We start from the raw sequence: 19,239 nt of genomic DNA, 5'->3' as shown, positions 1-19,239 counted from the left end.
TCAGCCCCCCTACGCTTTTTCAATACGCACGAGCGTACATTTAGTTTCAGGGCAAGCGGTGACAATGTCATACCCGTAACTTGTAACCTGATTCGAGTTTTCTCCGAGCGCATACGGTGCAGTCCCCTTCGGATATTTGTCTACGAGGCTTTTACCGCTCCATAGACCCGAAAAGTTTTGCGGCATGAAAATATCCGTTTCAGCGACCGAATAACTGTAGACCGCCTTCACTTTAATCTTACCTTCGCCCGTTCCATGTACCCAAATCATGTCACCGTTATCAACCCCATATTTTTTGGCGAGTGTCGGATGGATATGTGCGTACATCTCCCCTGAAAGTTCGGCCAAATATTTTGAGGCTCGAGTTTCGGTTCCCGTACCCATGTGTTCAACGATACGTCCTGTGACAACATTGATCGGGAAATCCGCAACCCAGTTTTGTTTATTTTGCTCACTGGCGTAACGAATATTCGTACGATAGTGATCTTTTTTGTCTTCAAACGTCGGATATTTGGCAACCAAATCCTGACGGAAGCTGTGAAGCGGTTCACGATGTTTAGGAAGTTGGTCAGCCCAATCCCATGCACGCGCTCTCGCTTTTCCGTTTCCGTATGGACAAAGTCCTGCTTCCAACGCTTTGTTAACCAGAATATACGTATTATCGTTTTTCCAGTTTTTACCTTTGACTTTCTCTTTTTCTTCAGCCGTTAATGTGATGCCGAAAGATTCGATATTGTCTGCGGTAATCTCAAGATGTCCGCCTTTGAATCGTGAACCGATCGGTTCATTAACCGCAAGCAATGTTTGTCCGTTTTTCTCAGCGACAACCACCGGTTTGCCATCTGGTCCCTTGTCCGTCCATCCTGCACGGAATCCCATACCACCTTCCATAACCGATACATCGGTTCGGTACATGATCGGAGTTCCCGGATGTTTATCACTCCAGCACGGCCACGGCAATCCGTAATATTCGCCCTCAACCACACCGGAGCCTCTTAGAGTAAGTGGATCAAACAGCGCCCAATTCTCTTGTTGGCGTTTCATACGTTCCGGTGTTACCCCTTGTAGACCAATTGTTTTGACGGCACGATTAAATTCTCTCGTCGCATCTTCAGGCCATTCGTAACTCGGTTTGCCATTTTTCAACGAACGGGTAAATTCCTCATAGAATCCGAGACGTTTTGCAAATTCAAATAAAATGTCGTGGTCTTCTTTTGCTTCATAAAGAGGCTTGACAACCTGTGAACGCCATTGATAACTGCGATTTGTCGCCGCTACCGAACCTGAACTTTCCACTTGGCTGGCTGCCGGAAGCAAGAACATATTATCGGTACGATCGGTAATAACCGCCGCATCATTGACATACGGATCGATAAAGACGACCAAATCAAGTTTGTCCAACGCTTCTTTCGTTTTATGGGTCATTGTAATCGTTGAAATACCGTTACCGATACAAATCAACGCTTTAAGAGGCGTTCCTGCATTGTTTTCAGCATTCTCATCATCAATAACTCCCCATGGCCATGTAGAGAGGGCAAACCCTTTTTTCTCCATCATATCTTTGGTTTTAAATCGACCTTTTAACCATTCGTAATCGACTTGCCATTGTCCTGAATAATATTTCCAAGACCCCTCATTGATCGGGTAGTATCCCGGCAAAATGTCGGATAGGTTGGCCATGTCACTCGCCCCTTGAACATTGTCATGTCCGCGAAGAATGTTACATCCGCCACCCACTTTTCCGATATTTCCGAGGAACATTTGCATAATCGGCCCTAAACGGGTGTTACTGGTTCCGATCGTATGCTGTGTCCATCCCTGATTCCAGATCAAACAACCCGGAGAGTTTTCAGCAAAAAGCTTCACCACTTCTAGGAATTTTTCCGCTGTACATCCGCACACATTTGCAACAACGTCCGGCGTATACTGCTCTGCTTCGACAACAATGGATTCCCAATCGAAAACACGCTCATCCAAATACTGCTTGTCATGCAAGTTATTTTTAACAATGTAACGGATCATTCCGTATAAAAATGCGATATCGGTTCCGGTTCGAATACGTGCAAACAAATCCGCATGTGCAGATGTTTTAGTATATCGAGGATCGATCGAAATAATTTTCGCACCGTTCTCTTTCCCTTTTAGAATGTGTTGCATTCCGACAGGGTGATTGACCGCAGGATTAGCTCCCATAATCAAAATGACTTTCGAATTTTGCATATCTCCCAGATGGTTGGTCATACCGCCATACCCAAGTGTATTCGCCACACCGGCGACTGTAGGGCTATGTCAGATACGAGCCTGATGATCGATATTATTCGTTCCCATAAACGCGGCAAACTTGCGGATATAGTACGATTGTTCGTTCGAAACTTTTGCTGACCCAAGCATCATGATGCTATCAGGTCCATATTTTTTTTGTAGAGCTTGGATTTGAGCACTCACCGAATCAAGCGCTTCATCCCATCCGATACGTTCCCAGACACCGTCTTTTTTAACTGTCGGATAGCGCAAACGGTTCGTTGAGCGTACTTTATCGATCAGGTCGGCACCTTTACAGCAATGACCGCCGAGACTTACAGGATGCTCTTGAGCGACCTCTTGTCTTACCCAGACACCGTCTTTTACTTCCGCAATAATTCCGCATCCGACCGAGCAGTGGGTACAAATAGTTTTCACTTTTTTTGAACCCGGATAGGCTTCTTTCAGTTGTTGCGGCGTTGCTTTGACTATCGGTTCACTTGCTGAGCAAACCGCAACCGCACCGACCGAAGTGAGCGCGCCCATTTTTAAAAATGATCGGCGTCCCATCTTCGAATTCAACAATTCCGTTGAGTTTCTTGGACTCATTCGTTCTCCTTTTCATAAAAATTAGAGGGCAGATTTATAAAATTTGTCCCAATATTCCGTTTTTGTATAGAGTGTTTCATCTTTGCGGGAATTCCCGACAGCAACCCCATCACCTTCGGTGTGTTCACCCCGATTGCGACTGGGATGCGTCGCGGTGATCAAGCCTAAACTTCCCGCCGCAACAACGCCTCCGATCCCTAACCGTTTGAGAAAATCTCGTCGTCCGTTAGTGTCCATTGTTACCTCCTTTCCTAAGATAAATAGAATTCAAAATACGATTTTTCGAATGCGATAAAAAGGGCTAAAAACGAAGCACACTCTTGGTAAAAATCAGCTCGATCACTGTTAAACTGCGCATCGATAAATCCTCCGATATAAGGCTCAATAACATTTTGGAAGAGTTTTTTATGCAACTCAATATGTCCATCGTTAAGCAAGCTGGCGGAAAGACCCAATACTATACCGGCTTCATCTTCCCCGACACTCACGAAATCGGCTTTAATGTATCCGGCTTCACACATAATCTCTTTGGTCATAATCGTCGGCATCCCGAGTTCACGTTGATCATGATAATAAGACATAGAAGAATTGATAAAATCGCCGAACGGGAGATTAAACAAAACATGCGCTTCCCGCGCTACCTCGTCTTTATGATCTTGCAATGCGGTGATCATCCGATCAGTGTACTCCGTGATCCCCTCGGCAAACGGCGATTCACTCACAGCACGAAGTACCGTGAGGATCGATTCTGAATCTTTCTCTACCCCTTCGTTTCGGTATAACGAACCTAGGACACTATAGATTGAGGCTCTAGCGCCAACAAGCGATTCCATTAATATCCTCCCTTAGCCGTATTATCAAAGTGATCTTTGAGCATCAACTTCGGTTTGCACTCGCCGCAGCAATAGAGCGTTCGAGTTTTAACATCGTCCCACATCAATGAAGCAAACATACCCGCTACTTTCGCAATGGCTTTTTCCGTTGCAAACGGTTTTCCGCATTCGACACAGCAAAAAACGTCATCTTTGGCAACCGCCGAAAAGGTTACATAAGTTTCCTCTTCTCTAAAACGCCCCGGTGCCAAAGTAATAGAGTGTTCAGGACAGATACTCTCACAATGACCGCATCCGGTACACAATGCAGGATTAAGAGCCAGAGATTGATTCTCCGGTTGCGCTTGAAATGCACCGCTTTTGCACACATAGGCACATCCCATGCACAAAGTACATTTATCATCGATGTGCAGATCACTGAAAAGTGAATTTGGCAAAGTATAGACGTTGTTGCTATATCCTTTTAGAGATGCCAATCCTTCGCTCACCGCCATACGAAGCGGCATATTGTCCAATCGTCGAGCAATCGGTGCAAAACGTTTGGGATGGCGAGACGCTGAGACTATATCGCCGATCACATCTCCACCGAAGCGTTCGAAGATGCGGTTTACGTTGCAAATAGCTGCTTGGGTGGATACCGGCAGTGTTGTCATATCAGGGAAGTAAACGTCTCCCCCTGATTTGAGAACCAATAATGAGAGATAGAGTTCATTAAGAAGAGAATAATTCGGAATAGTGAGTATCACCGTTTCGCGGTAGAGTGGTGAAGAGAGTTTCATCAAGTCTGCATCGGTTGCGACAAGAACACCGTAACCTTCCGTATTTTCCAACGCTGCAATTAATCCCGCAACATTAAAACGGGAATTTTGGATCGCTCCGGATGGGCATACCGCAACACATGAACCGCATTCGGTACAGTCGCTTAGACGTAAATGGATGGTTTTTGCCTCTGTGTCTTCGACGAGAGCGGAATACTCACAGCTCTCCAGACATGCGCGGCATGCAGGTGTATCTTTGGAAGCGTAATCGCATTGTCCTTCCGTGAAAAGAAGGCTTTTGGTGAAGGTGTTTTTGGTTGCTCTGGCAGTAAGTTGGGAAGCCACACGGGAGAGATTGCCGTGAATCTCAATCGCATCGTATTTAATCCATGGATTGTTATCTCCGCAGTAAATCAAAGATGCTGCAGGATATTTAACGATCTCGTTGCCCGCTCGAACGTTTACTTGATAATCGCCGGCACGTCCTTCAATCCTAACAATTTTAGAAGCATCGACAACTTGTACCTTGAACCCTTCGTCTAATGATCCTATTACACTATACGTACCGTCGTTTATCATAACAATAGAATGTTGATCATTGAGAGGATAAGAGAAATCAAGCGTATTATCAAATAAAGTGTCATCCACTGTTTGTTGAATACGAATCAGTTTATCTTTATCGGTATCAGGTGAGTTTTCTAATAAATACATACAGGCGTATGTCATAGCGCTATAATCGGTCATAAAAATCCTTTGTCGTGTGTTACGATCAGATTTTTGCCAACGTGTAGCGATACAGCCTGTATCTTTTTGGGCAATAAGTAAACTATTTTTTTACGTTTTGTAATTATTCTTCATTGTAGCTTAAATTAATATTAAAGTTGTTTATTTAATATTATAGAAAAATCAAGCGAAATATAAGATAGTTAGGTTAAAATATTTTTAACCTTTTATGATTTTGCGGAATAGATGTAGAGAAAAAAGAGGAGTTGGCGAGAAGGTGAAGGAATTGAACCTTCCTTCGAACAGACACCTGCCCGAACAATGGGTTTGAAGTCCATGGTGCCCACCAGGGTCACATACCTCCCATCTCGAAATACCATTCTAGCTAAATAAAAGTTAAATATTTTTTAACCTGTATCGGAGCACTACGATGGAGACCCATAGCAGACCTGCCATCCCTCAACTGGGAAGATTTTTGGATCGAACTGAGTTTATCAGCCTGAATCGCCAAACACTAACCTTCTTGGCTCGTCAACTCTTTGAAGAGATTCGTCACGGTAAAATCGATATCGAAAACGGTACCGATGAGTCCGTTTTGGTACAAATAGTCTTATCACGACTGGATACGCTGTGTCATGATTCATTGATTCCTCTCATCAACGCGACAGGGATAGTTTTGCATACCAATCTCGGGCGAAGCCCCATCGAAAAATCAATACTTGATGAAATGCAGGAGAGCATCGGGAGCTACTGCAATCTTGAATTTGATATTGATAGCGGAAAACGGGGGGAACGCTACGGACATTTGACTAAAAAACTCTCATTTCTACTGGGGTGCGAAGATGCCATCGTCGTCAACAACAATGCGGCAGCCGTCTTTTTGATCCTTAATACCTTCGCCAAAGGAAAAGAGACGATCGTATCGCGAGGAGAGCTGGTAGAGATCGGCGGTTCCTTTAGAATTCCCGATGTGATGAGAGAGAGCGGTACCCTACTCAAAGAGATAGGGACAACCAACAAAACCAAAGCCTCCGATTACACGGCGGCGATCACTCCGCAAAGTGCCATTATGATGAAGGTTCACCGCTCCAATTTCTCCGTTGTCGGTTTTACCCATGAGGTAGCGTTTGAAGAGCTGATACCGATTGCTCAGTCCCATAATGTAATCGACTACTATGATGCCGGCAGTTTGAATCTTTTTGAGGCTCCTTATCTTGGAAATGAAGTGTGCGCAAAATCGTTGTTTGAACATGCCCCTTCTCTGGTCAGTTTCAGCGGAGACAAGCTGCTGGGCTCCGTTCAAGCCGGAATCATCGCCGGAAAAAAAGAGTTGATTGATGCCATCAAAAAAAATCAACTCTTGCGGATGCTTCGAGTGGATAAACTCACGATGGCCGTATTGGAAAAAACTCTGACACGTTATATCCAAAAAGGGCCTCAAGCGATCAAAACCCATAAACTCTTATCTAAAACACTTAGTGAGATGCAAATACAATCTGATGCTATCCTCTCAGGTATTGAGTACCCACATAAACTTTCTATAGGCAAAACATCCACCTATGCAGGAGGGGGATCACTTCCGCAGCATTTGCTAGAGAGTCTCGCCTTGATTATCGAAGATCATCCTAAAAATGCCGAACGGTTAATCAAAGCACTCCGTGACCAAGGTCTCATTGCCCGAATCGAAAAAGATAAGGTTCTTCTCGACTTACGCAGTATCGATGATGATGAGCTCTCACACGTCATGACGATTTTAAATACCGTTTTGAAGGAGCGTCCATGAAAACCTCTATAGTCGGTCTCGCCGGACATGTCGATCACGGAAAAACATCCCTTATTCGTGCACTAAACGGTTTTGACGGGGATCAGACCAGCGAAGAAAAACGGCGCGGTTTGACGATGGATCTCAGCTTTACCCTGATGGATGAAGAGGAAAAACGGATATTTTTAGTCGATGTTCCCGGGCATGAAAAATTTGTCAAACACTATTTGGCTGGGGTTTTCGGTTTCGACGTTCTTCTACTGATTGTCGCGGCTAATGAAGGGATTTGCAAACAAAGTATTGAGCATCTCGAACTGGCTCATCTCGCCGGCGTTAAAAGTGTTATTTTGGTTCTAACCAAATGTGATCTGGTAGAATCCCGCGTTGCGGCAATCGTCGAAAAAGATATTTTAAACCTCATCGAAAAAATCGGTTTGGAGAGCCTGTTTTCTGCCCATGTCGGACGACATGATCCCTCATCCTATGAACAGCTCAAACATAAACTCTTCACGTATGATTTACCTCAACGTCCGCAAGAGCCTTATTTTCGTTATTATATAGATCGTAGTTTTTCCAAAGACGGTTATGGAACTATTGTCACCGGAACCGTTTTAGGCGGGTCGTTAAAAACCAAAGATAAAATCACGATCCCGCGACTCAAAACTTCAGCGATTGTCAGAACGATCCATTCGGGATTGCACCATGTTCCCACAGCCCTTCCGAATGAGCGTATAGCCCTTAACCTCTCCGGAGTAAAATCGCATGATCTTAAACGGGGAGATATCCTCTGTACCCCTAATTTTCTCCGCGGCTTCATGCAGATTGACGTCATGATCACTCCCCTCAAAGGGGTTAGCCTGAAACATCAAAGTGAAGCGACGCTCTACATAGGTTCAGCCCGCCACAACGTCATATTAAAAATTATCTCCGAACATGACTCTTACGCTATTGCCATTTTTGAAAGTACGACTCCTATTTACGCCTTGTATCGTGAAAAATTCATTCTGCGTGATGCGCAAGGGACACTCGGCGGAGGGGAAGTTCTTAATCCGATAGCCGATCCTATGAAACGAAAACAAAAAAATGAATTTCTTCTTTTACTACAGCAGAAAAAACTCTCCGAAGCGTTTGCTATGCTGATGGAGATTCATAAGAAAGGTTTCGGTTTGATCGGAGCCTATCAGCGTTTCGGGATGGATCATGCATCTGCGCTTGAATTAGCAATGGGAGTTGCAAATTCTTACCTCGATCATGATGAAAAAGTACTCTACCCCTCTAGCACGTTAGAGATGCTTAAAGAGTATGTTCGAGCGATTTATAAAAAAAACAGACGTGCCCTCCTCTCTAAAAACTCACTCCATTTACGGTTTACTTGGGCATCTGCCAATCTTTGCCAAGAAGTCCTCACTCAGCTCGAATCGAATGATGAGCTTATCTTCAGTGAGGGGTTATACCGCAGTATCCATTGTGATATTGAAGATATGCCGCAGTATATGGAAGAGTCTCTCTATGGTATTTTAGAGACACAGGAGTGGGCACCTCAGGCACCGTATGTGATTTATGAGAGTCTCGATCTTGATCGTATTCACGGAGATGAGACTATGAAACGGCTCTGCAGTGCCGGAAAAGTGATCCGATTGGCGCATAACCTTTTTATCAGCGCACCTCACCTATCTCGCACTATGCAGTATCTGCGCGGAGTGATTAGCGAATATGGATATGTCGATATAGAGCTGGCTAAAGCGAAAACAGCTCTAAGCCGAAAGTATTTGATAGCCTATCTCGAGTATCTTGACCGATTTGAAGATATACAATGCGAGGGTACTCGCCGATCTTTGAAGACGGCATGATTGAAAACTATCCTATTTTAAACCAAATTTATCGAATATAAAGTAAACTATTTTTTTATTTTTATTCTTAAAGTGTGATGATGCAAAAAAATGTTAAACCCATATCTCTCCTATTGCTTCTCATCACACTGATCGTACTCTATTTTCTATTCCCTTTTGAACGCGAAAATAAAAACGACATCGTGTTTGGTAGCAGTGCCGCACTTTCGGGTCCATTGCAAGAAAACGGCATCGATTATACGAATGGAATAGTGTGCGGATTTAAGGCATTCAATGATGCCGGCGGAATACAAAATCGCCACGTCAAGCTACGTGTACTGGATGATCAATACGAGCCTTTCATCACGAGGAAAAATATTATTTCTTTAATGAAAGATCCTGATTTATTCGGGATTATAGGGGTTGTCGGGACTCCCCCCTCGGAAGAGGCACTCAAAATTACGGCCAGAATGCAAATCCCTTTTTTAATGCCTCTCAGCGGTGCCGAGTTTTTATATAACTACCCTTATGAGCATCTCTTTACTCTCCGTCCGAGCTATGCTGATGAAGCACGTCGAATGGTTCATCATATGCAAAGAGAAAATATTCAAAAAATTGCAATTTTTTATCAAAACGATAGCTATGGCCTTGCATCATTATACGCCCTGCAAGAAGCAGTTCGTCCTACATCCATTAAAGTAATTGCCGAGGGGGTCTACAATCGTAATACCCTCTCCATCCATTATGCATTTAATGAGATTACCAAAGCACATCCAGATGCCGTTGTAATCGGTGGTGCCTTAAAGCCGACCGTCGAGTTTATCCGAAAAACGGCACAGTTTAACCCGAATCTTACCTTTTACACCTATTCTTTTGTCGGCTATGAACCTCTCCGCAAAGCGCTACTGTCGGAAAATTTGAAGAATGTGCCGATGTACATGACTCAAACCGTCCCTCCCTTGAGTAAAAATCTCCCTGAAATTGCCCTTTTCAAACGTCTTTATAAGCACTATTATCCCTCAAAAGAACCGACATCCATATCATTTGAGGGATATCTAGCATCCCAAGTCATACTTAAAGCACTGAGCAACTCCTCAACGGTATCACGCTCTTCATTTGAACGTGCCCTCTCGAAACTTGAATTTTCTCTTGTTGATCGACAAATGATCCGTTATAGCAAGAGACAACATCAAGGACTGCAAAATGTCTACCTTTTACCGTTAAACTCCGAAACCGGAGGTGATGTCGATGAGTAAACAGTGCCGTTTTTTGAATGTCTTTTATCAACTTTCATTGGGGATGAAGACTCGAATATTGATCGCTGTTACCGCATTAGGAATTTTGATCATCGGATTCATCGCGACATTGACCCTGTATGGAATGAAAAACAGCTTCGATAATTCCTTTCATCTGCGCACCCTCTCAATCGCCCGCCTCCAGACGATCAAAGACGTTCATTCCCTCAACATACTCAATACCTACCGAGACATCATCGATAACCACACCGATGTTGAGAAGACCTATGAAGTCCTCAATATCCTTAAAAAAAATCTCGATTTGCGTTGGAATGAATACTCTTTGTCACGACACGACCTACAAACCAATTTTTTTGATACGATGGATGAAACGATACTATCCACATTTCTTTCTCCTATTCCCAACACTATTATGATCGATGAAGACGAAATCTATGCGAAAGCGGACCTCAACATCCATCGTCTCTTAAAAACCATCGATACGATAACGCTCCTTTACAAAAATAATCAACGTCCGCAGGCCGATGCACTTATCAAAAGCGATCTCTACCCGATTTTAGATACGACGAACATTTATTTAGAACAGCTCACGGCCTTTCATCTGCAATGTTCAATCTATGAAAAAGAGAAAACGGATCGTCTATTCGGAGCGACTTCTTGGATCATTTTTGTCATGATGTTTCTTGTTTTAGGATTTTCTGTCTTTTTGGCATACTTCATATTAGAACATATAAAAACATTACACCAATCCTTGGAAGCGCGAGTACGCGAGAAAACCAAAGAACTTATCGATCTGAACACTTCCCTTGAACTTCGTATCGTTCATGAGATTCGCCAAAGCCGTCTAAAAGACGAGATGCTTCACCAGCAGGCTAAATTAGCGTCAATGGGAGAGATGATCTCTAATATTGCCCATCAGTGGAGACAGCCGCTAAACGCATTAACCATCCTGATACAAACATTCCGACTCAAAAGCCGCAGTAATAAATTGACGCCGGAGTTTATCGATTCCCAAGTCACCGAAGGTCTTCGTATCGCAAACACCATGTCCGATACGATAGAGAGTTTCCAAAACTACTTTAAGCCGAATAAAGCCAAAACCGTTTTCCCCCTCCTCGAGACGATTCGCCATACGGTTAGCTTGATTGAGGGGATATTACATCATGCGAATATTAGTGTTGAAATCAATACTAAAGCGGAGATCATGATTTCAGGCTATCCGAACGATTTCTCCCAAATCATTATCAATCTGCTCAATAATGCAAAAGACGCATTATTAAACTCACCCAACAAACTCAAAATTATACGAATCCATATCACCCATAAACCGGAAAAGTCACTCTTGATTATCCGCATCATTGACAATGGAGGGGGTATTTCCCCCTCCGTCCTTAAAAGAATATTCGAACCCTATTTTACGACAAAACATCAATCAGCCGGAACCGGAATCGGATTGTATATGACGCAAAAAATCATAGCGGACCAGTTTCAGGGTATTATCAGTGCGAGAAATATCAGATTGCTTTTTAATGAAACCTATTATAATTGTGCTTCTTTTAAAATCACTATACCCCTATTCGAGATTGAGAGTAAAACATGAACCACGCACTTAGTAAATACAGTGTCCTAATCGTCGACGATGAAGTACCTATTTTAAATCAAATGTCATTTATTTTAGAAGACTTTGTGGCCAAAGTCTATACGGCAACCGATGGAATCACTGCGCTAGAGCAACTTTCCAACCACAAAATCGATATTGTTATTACCGATATCTTAATGCCGAATATGAATGGAATAGCGCTCATCTCCGAAATAAAAAAACGAAATATTCCGCTGGCTGCCGTTATTATCACAACAGCCCATTCGGAAACAAACTATCTTCTTGATGCAATCAAACTCCGTGTTGACGGGTATCTGCTTAAACCGATTATGGCAGATGAAATGCTCGAATTGATCGATAAATCGATTGCCCTGAAAGCGAAAGAAGATGAATTATGGCTCAAAGACCGGATGCTTGAGGGGATCGGGGCGTTTGTCGGAGGGAAAAAAATAGAGATTATCCGCTATCTCTTCGAGCATGTCGACGCAGAAAATGTCTTTTACGGCTCCTATGAAGATATTATGGCGGCGCTCAACGTCAGTAAACCGACCGTTGTTTCAACGTTTAGACAGTTGATTGAGGTCGGTATTGTCACCAAGCTTAAAAATAAAATCTACCGCGTAAATGCCTCATCAAACAGTGAGAAAAGTGGGATTGCATCTTAAAACAGATTCAACCACTCCATTGCCTGCTCAAGCTCATTATACCCTTGTAGCTCATACTCTCCCGTTTTCACCCATTTGGACAAAGCTTCCATCTCCATCATTTTGGTGATGTCGCTGCGCTGAGTATCCATCCCCAGCATAAATTCGACAAATTCATTGACATAAGATACGTTAGGGGTAATGTTGGTGAAATTGCAATGCGAATACCCTCGACTTTTGTAAAACGGTCTGAGCGACGAACCGCTCAGTCCCAGCTCGATCATCCGCATCCATGTCGATGTGGCAAGGGCGATAGCGTCATATTCGTTATTTTTGAGTTTTTCCAAAATATCGTATTCGCTTCGTCCGGTATCGCCGTGTTTCCCTAAATCACTGTCCACACGATTCATCGTATAATCGCGATTAGGCTCTAACCCTTGCTCTTTTAAATAATACGCTGGGAGGATAAACGCCTGTGCCGAGTCACCACTGCCGAAACAGACCCGTTTATTTTTCAAATCTTCCAATGTTTGGATATTGGAATCTTCATGGGCGATAAACATCGAGGTAAAATCGACATCGCTATCGCGCATCAAGAGTGCTTCCGCAAACGGAGCACGTTTTTTCGTCCGAAGCCACGCGACATTCGTATTCCATGCCAAGTCCACTTTTTTATCCAATAGCGCCTGTACCTGTGTCTCATAATTGGAAAACAATACATAATCGAGATCAAACTTTTTCTCTTTGGCATAATCACGGATGATCTCCCAAATGAGGACTACTTTCGGGTCATACGCGACCACACCTACCATTAATGATGCCATGTTAATTCCTTTTATTTAGGGTATTTGTTGTCCGGTTAACGCTTTACCGAGCCATACGCTGAGGACATCGGTTGAGGGAGCCATGATTGCAGCGGCATACGCATCTCTCAAATAGCGCTCAAGCGGAAGCCGTTTGCTGTATGCGTGCCCTCCTCCGATTTTCATTGCACGGCTGCATACGTCCACCGCATTGGTACTCGCTTCCAATCGAGCCGATATAATCAACGCCAGAGCATCGCTTCGTCCTTCCAGCGCGGCTTGTGCCGCATTGAGCGTTAACGCTTTGGAAGCACTGGCCGAAGAGAATATAGAAGCAATATGCAGCTGTACGGTTTCGATTTGTGAGAGGGTCGAGCCGTCCGTATACGTGCGTGACGCCGCATGATCGATTACGCATGCACTTGCCGCAAGCGACAATCCAGTATAGACCGATGCAAGCCCCAGAATAAAGAACGGAGCAACCACATTAAAGACGATTCCGACTCCGTCTCCGTGAGCCCCTATGAGATGATCGTCGCAGACGGGCACATTCTCATAATAGACAGGGACACTGGCATTTCCTCGCATCCCTAATCCGTCCCAAGCACTATCGTCATGACGCATCCCTTCCATCGTATTGGGAGTTGCGAAAACGCTCAGCCCTTCTCCTTCGGGATTTGCGGCTAAAACAAGATAATAATCGGCATGATGCGCCGAGGTCACAAAGCTTTTTTTACCGTTGAGAAGATATCCGTTCTCCGTTTTTACCGCTTTAATTTCGGGATTGTAAAAATGGGTTCCCGTCCCTGTTTCACTAAAAGCAAGGGCCAAAGCCAACTCACCTGAAGCGATTTTCGGCAGATAAAACTCTTTTTGTTCCGATGTTCCGAAAGCAACAATGGACATTGTCGCAACGTTATGCATCATGTAACACAGTGCGGTCGTTGCACAGACACTTCCCAGAGCCATACATGTTTCGACGTGATCGACAATACTCCCAGAGCCTCCGCCGTACTCCTTGGGGACCAGCAATCCCGTATACCCCTCTTTTTTAAGAGCCGCATAGGCTTCTTTCGGAAATACACCTTCTCTATCGACTTGCACCGTATACGGCGCGACATGACATTGTGCAAAAGTGCTCACTTCTTCAAATAATCCCATTCATTTGTCCTTACATAAAATTCGCGGTGTGAGACATGGATATCTCTTTGGCTGTTTCTTCATCAAATCCGCATTCAATCATGCGGCGCACTCGGTTTTCTCCCATCCTTTTTTTAAGTTGCTGCACCCGCTCATAGCCGAGAGCATACCCCTCTTCATCACTTCCTCCGGCTAAAATGGCTAAAGAGGAGAGCAAAAGTTCATTATCTTGATTCATCTCATCCAAATACACTTTTCGACTATCTACCGCCTCTTTCAGGTACGCTATTCTTTTAGGATTGGCTTGGACAAGTGCTTTGACATGTACCAATCCGTAATTGACATGACGCTGTTCATCTTTTTTGGCAAGGGTGACAATTTTTTTCGTGACCGGATCGGGTGCGTATTTGATCAGAAAATCGAGCAGATCCAAAAAGGTCCCCTCTCCCAATACATGAAGTAAAAACGAGGTTTTGAAATAGTCTTTTTCGATAAAAAGAGAGTAGAGGGAACGCTGTGTTGCGGTCGTCGAGTATTGCAGTCCTATTTTTTTTGCATTGGCACGGCGTGAAAACGCTTCGATATGACGCGCTTCATCATAAATGATCGTTCCCAAAAACATCACCAATTCCATATAATAGGGGGAAATCTTGGACAAAAATTTTCCGGGAATATACAAAGCAGAGAACTCATTTTCCGCTAAATAGGTCATCACCTGACATATCGCCGTTTCAATCACAGGATCAAGATCGGGAATCGCCGCCCAATCGATATCGATATCGGCACTCCATTGATTCTGCTTCGCTTCTTCATAAAGCCGTGTGACATTTTTCGCCCAAAGAAACTCTTTTTCGCTCAGTTCAAAAGGATACAGAGGAGAAGAGTTCTCGATATGGGCACCGCGGGGCATTAAACCAAAAAGTTTCGGCGCGACATCAAGCGTCGGTTCGCTCCGACCGTCAAATCCGTGTTCATCCGATAGGGTATGCGATTCAAAATCTTTTCTCACGAGATACGAGAAACCTTCAAGATCGGAACTGGTGGCTACTAAAGAGCATCGATTGACCTGTACCCACCCTTCAAATTCAAAAGAGACGGAGCGCTGGAGAACGGTAACTTTAAAGAGTTCCCCCATCCGAAGTGTCGGAAGAAGTGCATTAAGGCGCAAAAGCCAAGCCTGAGTGAGGGAAGAAGAACGTATCGTATATTCTGCGACATACGTGTTCATTAAAAAGAGGTCTTGTCGTTCCATAACGTCTCCGATAGAGGCAGGAACAACAGCATGATCAAAGCGACGGCTGTTGTTTGTCTAAGCCTTAGACCTTATAGCGCCAAAAATTAAGTTAAAAATATTTTAACTTTTTTATCTTTACAGTAGACTTAATTACTATCGGTGACTACAATATCATACCCCTCATAGGCTACAACATCACCGACAATAGCGGCATTTAAACCTGAATCGATGCATTTTTCTACCATTTGTTGTGCAAATTCCTGAGGTACACTTACTAACAACCCACCCGATGTCTGTGCATCAAACAAAATCATTTCCCGCTCAAATTCAATCGACGAGGCTAAATAGACATGCGGTTTATTGTAATCACGGTTAGCATGCGAACCTGCGGGGATAATTCCCATAGAGGCAATTTCAATCGCTTCGGGAAAATAAGGAACCTTAGCAAGATCAACCCGCATCGTCACATTTCCCGCACTCATCTCCCGCATGTGCCCCATAAAACCGAATCCCGTTACATCCGTACACGCCGAAGCATGGGACTCTCTGGCGATCAATGAGGCTTTATAGTTCAGAGTTCGGAGATTCTCGGCTACTTTCATAGCAAGTACCGGATCAAGAAGATCGGCTTTTATCGCCGTAATCAAGATTCCCATCCCCAGAGGTTTGGTCAAAATCAAGACATCACCGATCTTCGGGGTATTATTGCGCAGTACTTTTTGCGGATGGACAAATCCCGTACATGAGAGTCCATAGACCATTTCAGGTGTTTGAATCGTATGTCCCCCGACAATAACGGCTCCGCATTCCGTCGCTTTATCCTGTCCACCACGCATAATTTCGGAGAGAATTTCAGGAGAGTGATTTTTAGAGTCAAACCCAACCACATTGAGCGCCGTTTTGGCATCTGCTCCCATCGCAAATACATCACTGAGTGAATTCGCAGCGGCGATTTGCCCATAGATATAGGGATCATCCACAACAGGAGTAATAAAATCAACGGTCTGGACAATAGCCAAATCATCATTGATTTTATAGACTCCCGCATCTTCATTTCCTTCAAAACCGACAATCAAGTCTTTGTGAAACGATTGGATGTGACATGTCGATTCCGCTAAAGATCCGGGTGAAAGCTTGGCGGCACACCCTGAAGCACGGACAAATTTTGTGAGTTTAGCATCGGTATTCATCATCATACAATTCCCTATTCTTTTTATTACTTATTCAAGAATTGTAATGGTTAAAATTGAATTTAGACTGAAAAAGTAAAATATTTATTTACTTATAATGATTTAAATCTATCAAAATGTCGCTTGAGAATTAGAACTTATAGTTAGCACCCACATACCAATTTTTTAAAGCATCGACTTTTGCTTTTGAGGCTGAGGAGCTAAAATCACCGCTGGCATTGGAGCGCATATACCGATACCCCCCCTCCACCGAAAAATTTTCTCCAAACGCATAATTTATTCCCATATTCGCTCCAATAAATCCCCCATCCATTGTTAAATCAGGTTGGGAATATTTCGAATACCCCAACAGCACTCCAAAATAGGGTTTCAACGGATAGCTTCCGATAAGATAGTCGTAACCCATACCGAATAAATATCCGTTGGTGTCGTCCATCGTGTCACTGCGCTGGTAATAGATATTGGCACGACCTTGTTGAGAGACGTAATATCCTGCTTTTAATGTTTTGGAGTTACGTTTCAGGTTTTGTTTTTCACTTACGCCACCATTGGATACCGTTATATTGGAACGTGTTTTATAACCGTCTATACCGACATACCACCCTTTTTCAGCCGATATTAGAGCACTTGCGAATACTGCTAGCAAAAGTAACTTTTTCATGTTTTCACTTTGTATTGATTTTACTCCACTATACACTAACAATACTTAACCAAAACAATGAAATAATAATATAATACTTTTCTACTTCATTACTTCAAGAATAAGCGGTGATTGATCGGCAAATTTCACATAGATGAGTCGATGGTGCAAAGAATCGTAAATACGAAACTGTTCGCAATTTTTTTCAATCTGATCACTGTGAATACGATAGAGGGCTTCAGGTTTAATCGGTAGCGTTATAGGAGCGAGCGATTCGAGCCGAAGAAGCGTATTCTCCGATTTAAGGATGAGCCATACGACATAAGGGCGATCGGTTCCGTATAAAGATTGATCCGATCTGAGAATCGTAACCGTGTCAAAATCACGGCTACTGCTAGCACGAACACTCACCGAAGGTGCGAGAGTGAGATCATGCCGCAGCAGCGAAAGAATCTGATTTTTTTTTGAAATAACTCCCTCTTTTTCTTGGAAAAACGTGTGCTGTTTTCGCAGTTCGTCAATTGCCCCGAACATAAAAACACTTATCAACCCAAAAAGAGCTATCGAGACCAACAATTCGATAAGGGTAAAAGCGTTGCGTTTCATCTAGTATGAGCGGTGATACGAAAAAAGGATCTATTCTCTTGAGAACTTTTGAGGATCACTTTTTGCAAGGCTATGGAATCAAGAAGGGAGATATTCTCTTGGGGTTGGAGGTGAATCTCATACGTCACGGATTGAAGCGCGTCACGGATGAGGGGATGATCGATAGAATAACGTTTGTTTAGTGCGTCGCTGATACGCATCGTAGTGGGTTTATCAATGCTCTCCAGTGCCAAACTCATCATAATAGAGGAATCAAAATGCTTCAACGCATTTGCAGAGGTCGCGGTTGCGTACGAAACGACATGCATCAATGCCATAGTCGCAAGCGAAGCGATAGCAACCGCCACCAAGGTTTCAATCAACGAAAAGCCCCTAGAGTGCCCCATAAAATGTATCTCCGCTTAGAGGATAGGTCGATTCATCAAATACAAATTTTCGCACTGCCTCTTCACTGGTGCTAATATAAGGCTTGGCATCTCCCAGCGGTGTATAGACATAATAGGTACTCTCACTCTTTAAAATAAACGGGGTAATGAGCCCATCAGGAGAGAGGGTTACGTCAAAACACCCTTCGCTCAATCTCCCCTCACTGGAAACAACCGCGTTACCCCATCGTTGCAACTCACCGAAACGGTTGAATCCGTAACGATATACCGGAGTATCCGATGCCAGTGTTAATGTCGTAAGCACCTTTTCATCATGGTCGAATAGGCGACACTCTTCGCACGAGAGGTCGCACACCATCCTGATCTCACTTTGCTGCGAAAAGGAGAGAAGGGTTGTTTTAATAGTGGAGAGACTCATGATAGAGGGGACCGCTTTCTCTTTTTTGAGGCTGAAAATGGCGAGAGAATAGACAACACCGACAATGATCACCACCACGATCAGCTCAAAGAGGCTCATACCACTGCGCCGCGGTTTCATTATCGACACTGTGAGAGGAGGTGATCTTTCTCTTCCTCGCTCCCCCCCTCTTTTCCATCGCTTCCTAAAGAGATCAGCTCAACGGCACCCTCGACATTGAGATACAAATAGGGTTTATTCCACGGATCTTTGGGGAGATTTTTCCCTTCGATATAAGCGCTAGAGGCATACGACGTATAGGTATCGGGGTTTGGATTGAGGATGAGTGCACTTAACCCCTCTTCGGTTGTCGGATACTCTCCGTTGTCAATTTTGAACATTTTCAGACTCTCATTCAAACTCTTCATCTGTATGCAAACTAGCTTTTGTTTCGCTTCACCGCTCTTTCCTGTGATGTTGGGAATGACAAATGCGGCTAAAAGACCAAGGATCATAATAACGACCATGAGCTCAATCAACGTGAACCCTTTGTTAACTTTTTTTAATTTCATTTAATTGTTCCTGTTA

The 19,239-nt window shown here is 43.7% G+C and carries 18 protein-coding genes and 1 tRNA gene; 5 read left to right on the top strand and 14 right to left on the bottom strand.

Annotated elements, in window-relative coordinates; genetic code table 11:
- Positions 1-9 precede the first annotated feature (9 nt).
- From Q8O20_RS09625 to Q8O20_RS09605, 5 genes are all read right to left on the bottom strand, one after another.
- Entirely contained in the window at positions 10-2,850 is a 2,841-nt protein-coding gene (locus tag Q8O20_RS09625) for a molybdopterin-dependent oxidoreductase (protein ID WP_305530985.1), read from the bottom strand.
- 21 nt (positions 2,851-2,871) lie between these two features.
- Positions 2,872-3,087 carry a twin-arginine translocation signal domain-containing protein gene (locus Q8O20_RS09620; RefSeq protein ID WP_304742621.1) on the bottom strand — a complete coding sequence of 72 codons (216 nt, stop codon included), beginning with the start codon at positions 3,085-3,087 and terminating at the stop codon, positions 2,872-2,874.
- Between the two features lie 14 nt (positions 3,088-3,101).
- Positions 3,102-3,683, bottom strand: coding sequence for a molecular chaperone TorD family protein (locus tag Q8O20_RS09615; RefSeq protein ID WP_305530984.1), 582 nt, complete (start codon positions 3,681-3,683; stop codon positions 3,102-3,104).
- The gene (locus tag Q8O20_RS09610) at positions 3,683-5,185 is read right to left on the bottom strand and encodes a 4Fe-4S dicluster domain-containing protein (protein WP_305530983.1); all 1,503 of its coding nucleotides are present in this window, start codon (positions 5,183-5,185) and stop codon (positions 3,683-3,685) included. Before Q8O20_RS09610 ends, Q8O20_RS09615 begins: the two co-directional genes overlap by 1 nt.
- Before the next feature lie 246 nt (positions 5,186-5,431).
- Positions 5,432-5,529 (bottom strand) — tRNA-Sec (locus Q8O20_RS09605).
- 65 nt (positions 5,530-5,594) lie between these two features.
- Here Q8O20_RS09605 and selA point away from each other — a divergent pair.
- The 5 genes from selA (at position 5,595) to Q8O20_RS09580 (ending at position 12,276) form a co-directional block, all read left to right on the top strand.
- Positions 5,595-6,947, top strand: coding sequence for an L-seryl-tRNA(Sec) selenium transferase (gene selA, locus Q8O20_RS09600; RefSeq protein ID WP_305530982.1), 1,353 nt, complete (start codon positions 5,595-5,597; stop codon positions 6,945-6,947).
- Positions 6,944-8,776 carry a selenocysteine-specific translation elongation factor gene (selB, locus tag Q8O20_RS09595; protein WP_305530981.1) on the top strand — a complete coding sequence of 611 codons (1,833 nt, stop codon included), beginning with the start codon at positions 6,944-6,946 and terminating at the stop codon, positions 8,774-8,776. Before selA ends, selB begins: the two co-directional genes overlap by 4 nt.
- A gap of 80 nt (positions 8,777-8,856) precedes the next feature.
- Positions 8,857-10,011, top strand: coding sequence for an ABC transporter substrate-binding protein (locus Q8O20_RS09590; protein WP_305530980.1), 1,155 nt, complete (start codon positions 8,857-8,859; stop codon positions 10,009-10,011).
- Positions 10,004-11,611, top strand: a complete 1,608-nt coding sequence (locus Q8O20_RS09585) for a sensor histidine kinase (protein WP_305530979.1) — start codon at positions 10,004-10,006, stop codon at positions 11,609-11,611. Before Q8O20_RS09590 ends, Q8O20_RS09585 begins: the two co-directional genes overlap by 8 nt.
- Positions 11,608-12,276, top strand: a complete 669-nt coding sequence (locus Q8O20_RS09580) for a response regulator (RefSeq protein WP_305530978.1) — start codon at positions 11,608-11,610, stop codon at positions 12,274-12,276. The genes Q8O20_RS09585 and Q8O20_RS09580 overlap by 4 nt, the downstream gene beginning before the upstream one ends.
- Here the strand turns inward: Q8O20_RS09580 and Q8O20_RS09575 are convergent.
- The 9 genes from Q8O20_RS09575 to gspG form a co-directional block, all read right to left on the bottom strand.
- Entirely contained in the window at positions 12,273-13,079 is an 807-nt protein-coding gene (locus Q8O20_RS09575; protein WP_305530977.1) for a phosphate/phosphite/phosphonate ABC transporter substrate-binding protein, read from the bottom strand. The two genes, Q8O20_RS09580 and Q8O20_RS09575, sit on opposite strands and share 4 nt — an antisense overlap.
- Positions 13,080-13,094: 15 nt before the next feature.
- A complete protein-coding gene (locus Q8O20_RS09570; protein ID WP_305530976.1) occupies positions 13,095-14,219 on the bottom strand; it encodes an acyl-CoA dehydrogenase family protein in 1,125 nt (374 codons plus the stop codon).
- 10 nt (positions 14,220-14,229) lie between these two features.
- A complete protein-coding gene (locus Q8O20_RS09565; protein ID WP_305530975.1) occupies positions 14,230-15,450 on the bottom strand; it encodes a ferritin-like domain-containing protein in 1,221 nt (406 codons plus the stop codon).
- Positions 15,451-15,578: 128 nt separating this feature from the next.
- Positions 15,579-16,622, bottom strand: a complete 1,044-nt coding sequence (gene selD, locus Q8O20_RS09560) for a selenide, water dikinase SelD (RefSeq protein ID WP_305531057.1) — start codon at positions 16,620-16,622, stop codon at positions 15,579-15,581.
- A 130-nt stretch (positions 16,623-16,752) separates the two neighbouring features.
- Positions 16,753-17,283, bottom strand: coding sequence for an outer membrane protein (locus tag Q8O20_RS09555; protein WP_305530974.1), 531 nt, complete (start codon positions 17,281-17,283; stop codon positions 16,753-16,755).
- An 81-nt stretch (positions 17,284-17,364) separates the two neighbouring features.
- Entirely contained in the window at positions 17,365-17,868 is a 504-nt protein-coding gene (locus Q8O20_RS09550; RefSeq protein WP_305530973.1) for a type II secretion system protein J, read from the bottom strand.
- Entirely contained in the window at positions 17,865-18,254 is a 390-nt protein-coding gene (locus Q8O20_RS09545; protein ID WP_305530972.1) for a type II secretion system protein J, read from the bottom strand. The genes Q8O20_RS09550 and Q8O20_RS09545 overlap by 4 nt, the downstream gene beginning before the upstream one ends.
- Positions 18,241-18,792, bottom strand: a complete 552-nt coding sequence (locus tag Q8O20_RS09540) for a prepilin-type N-terminal cleavage/methylation domain-containing protein (RefSeq protein ID WP_305530971.1) — start codon at positions 18,790-18,792, stop codon at positions 18,241-18,243. Before Q8O20_RS09540 ends, Q8O20_RS09545 begins: the two co-directional genes overlap by 14 nt.
- A complete protein-coding gene (gspG, locus tag Q8O20_RS09535; RefSeq protein ID WP_305530970.1) occupies positions 18,792-19,223 on the bottom strand; it encodes a type II secretion system major pseudopilin GspG in 432 nt (143 codons plus the stop codon). The genes Q8O20_RS09540 and gspG overlap by 1 nt, the downstream gene beginning before the upstream one ends.
- Positions 19,224-19,239 lie beyond the last annotated feature (16 nt).

This window comes from Sulfuricurvum sp., assembly GCF_030691015.1.
In the GTDB taxonomy this organism is placed as follows: domain Bacteria; phylum Campylobacterota; class Campylobacteria; order Campylobacterales; family Sulfurimonadaceae; genus Sulfuricurvum.
Note: the sequence above shows the minus strand (reverse complement) of the source record. Positions and strands in the feature narration are given on the sequence as shown.

What these genes read in the sequence shown, in the direction of transcription:
- Q8O20_RS09620 (WP_304742621.1), bottom strand. Translation starts at nt 3,087, where the DNA reads ATGGACACTAACGGACGACGAGATTTTCTCAAACGGTTAGGGATCGGA.
- Q8O20_RS09615 (WP_305530984.1), bottom strand. Translation starts at nt 3,683, where the DNA reads ATGGAATCGCTTGTTGGCGCTAGAGCCTCAATCTATAGTGTCCTAGGT.
- Q8O20_RS09610 (WP_305530983.1), bottom strand. Translation starts at nt 5,185, where the DNA reads ATGACCGATTATAGCGCTATGACATACGCCTGTATGTATTTATTAGAA.
- selA (WP_305530982.1), top strand. Translation starts at nt 5,595, where the DNA reads ATGGAGACCCATAGCAGACCTGCCATCCCTCAACTGGGAAGATTTTTG.
- selB (WP_305530981.1), top strand. Translation starts at nt 6,944, where the DNA reads ATGAAAACCTCTATAGTCGGTCTCGCCGGACATGTCGATCACGGAAAA.
- Q8O20_RS09590 (WP_305530980.1), top strand. Translation starts at nt 8,857, where the DNA reads ATGCAAAAAAATGTTAAACCCATATCTCTCCTATTGCTTCTCATCACA.
- Q8O20_RS09585 (WP_305530979.1), top strand. Translation starts at nt 10,004, where the DNA reads ATGAGTAAACAGTGCCGTTTTTTGAATGTCTTTTATCAACTTTCATTG.
- Q8O20_RS09580 (WP_305530978.1), top strand. Translation starts at nt 11,608, where the DNA reads ATGAACCACGCACTTAGTAAATACAGTGTCCTAATCGTCGACGATGAA.
- Q8O20_RS09575 (WP_305530977.1), bottom strand. Translation starts at nt 13,079, where the DNA reads ATGGCATCATTAATGGTAGGTGTGGTCGCGTATGACCCGAAAGTAGTC.
- Q8O20_RS09570 (WP_305530976.1), bottom strand. Translation starts at nt 14,219, where the DNA reads ATGGGATTATTTGAAGAAGTGAGCACTTTTGCACAATGTCATGTCGCG.
- Q8O20_RS09565 (WP_305530975.1), bottom strand. Translation starts at nt 15,450, where the DNA reads ATGGAACGACAAGACCTCTTTTTAATGAACACGTATGTCGCAGAATAT.
- selD (WP_305531057.1), bottom strand. Translation starts at nt 16,622, where the DNA reads ATGAATACCGATGCTAAACTCACAAAATTTGTCCGTGCTTCAGGGTGT.
- Q8O20_RS09555 (WP_305530974.1), bottom strand. Translation starts at nt 17,283, where the DNA reads ATGAAAAAGTTACTTTTGCTAGCAGTATTCGCAAGTGCTCTAATATCG.
- Q8O20_RS09550 (WP_305530973.1), bottom strand. Translation starts at nt 17,868, where the DNA reads ATGAAACGCAACGCTTTTACCCTTATCGAATTGTTGGTCTCGATAGCT.
- Q8O20_RS09545 (WP_305530972.1), bottom strand. Translation starts at nt 18,254, where the DNA reads ATGGGGCACTCTAGGGGCTTTTCGTTGATTGAAACCTTGGTGGCGGTT.
- Q8O20_RS09540 (WP_305530971.1), bottom strand. Translation starts at nt 18,792, where the DNA reads ATGAAACCGCGGCGCAGTGGTATGAGCCTCTTTGAGCTGATCGTGGTG.
- gspG (WP_305530970.1), bottom strand. Translation starts at nt 19,223, where the DNA reads ATGAAATTAAAAAAAGTTAACAAAGGGTTCACGTTGATTGAGCTCATG.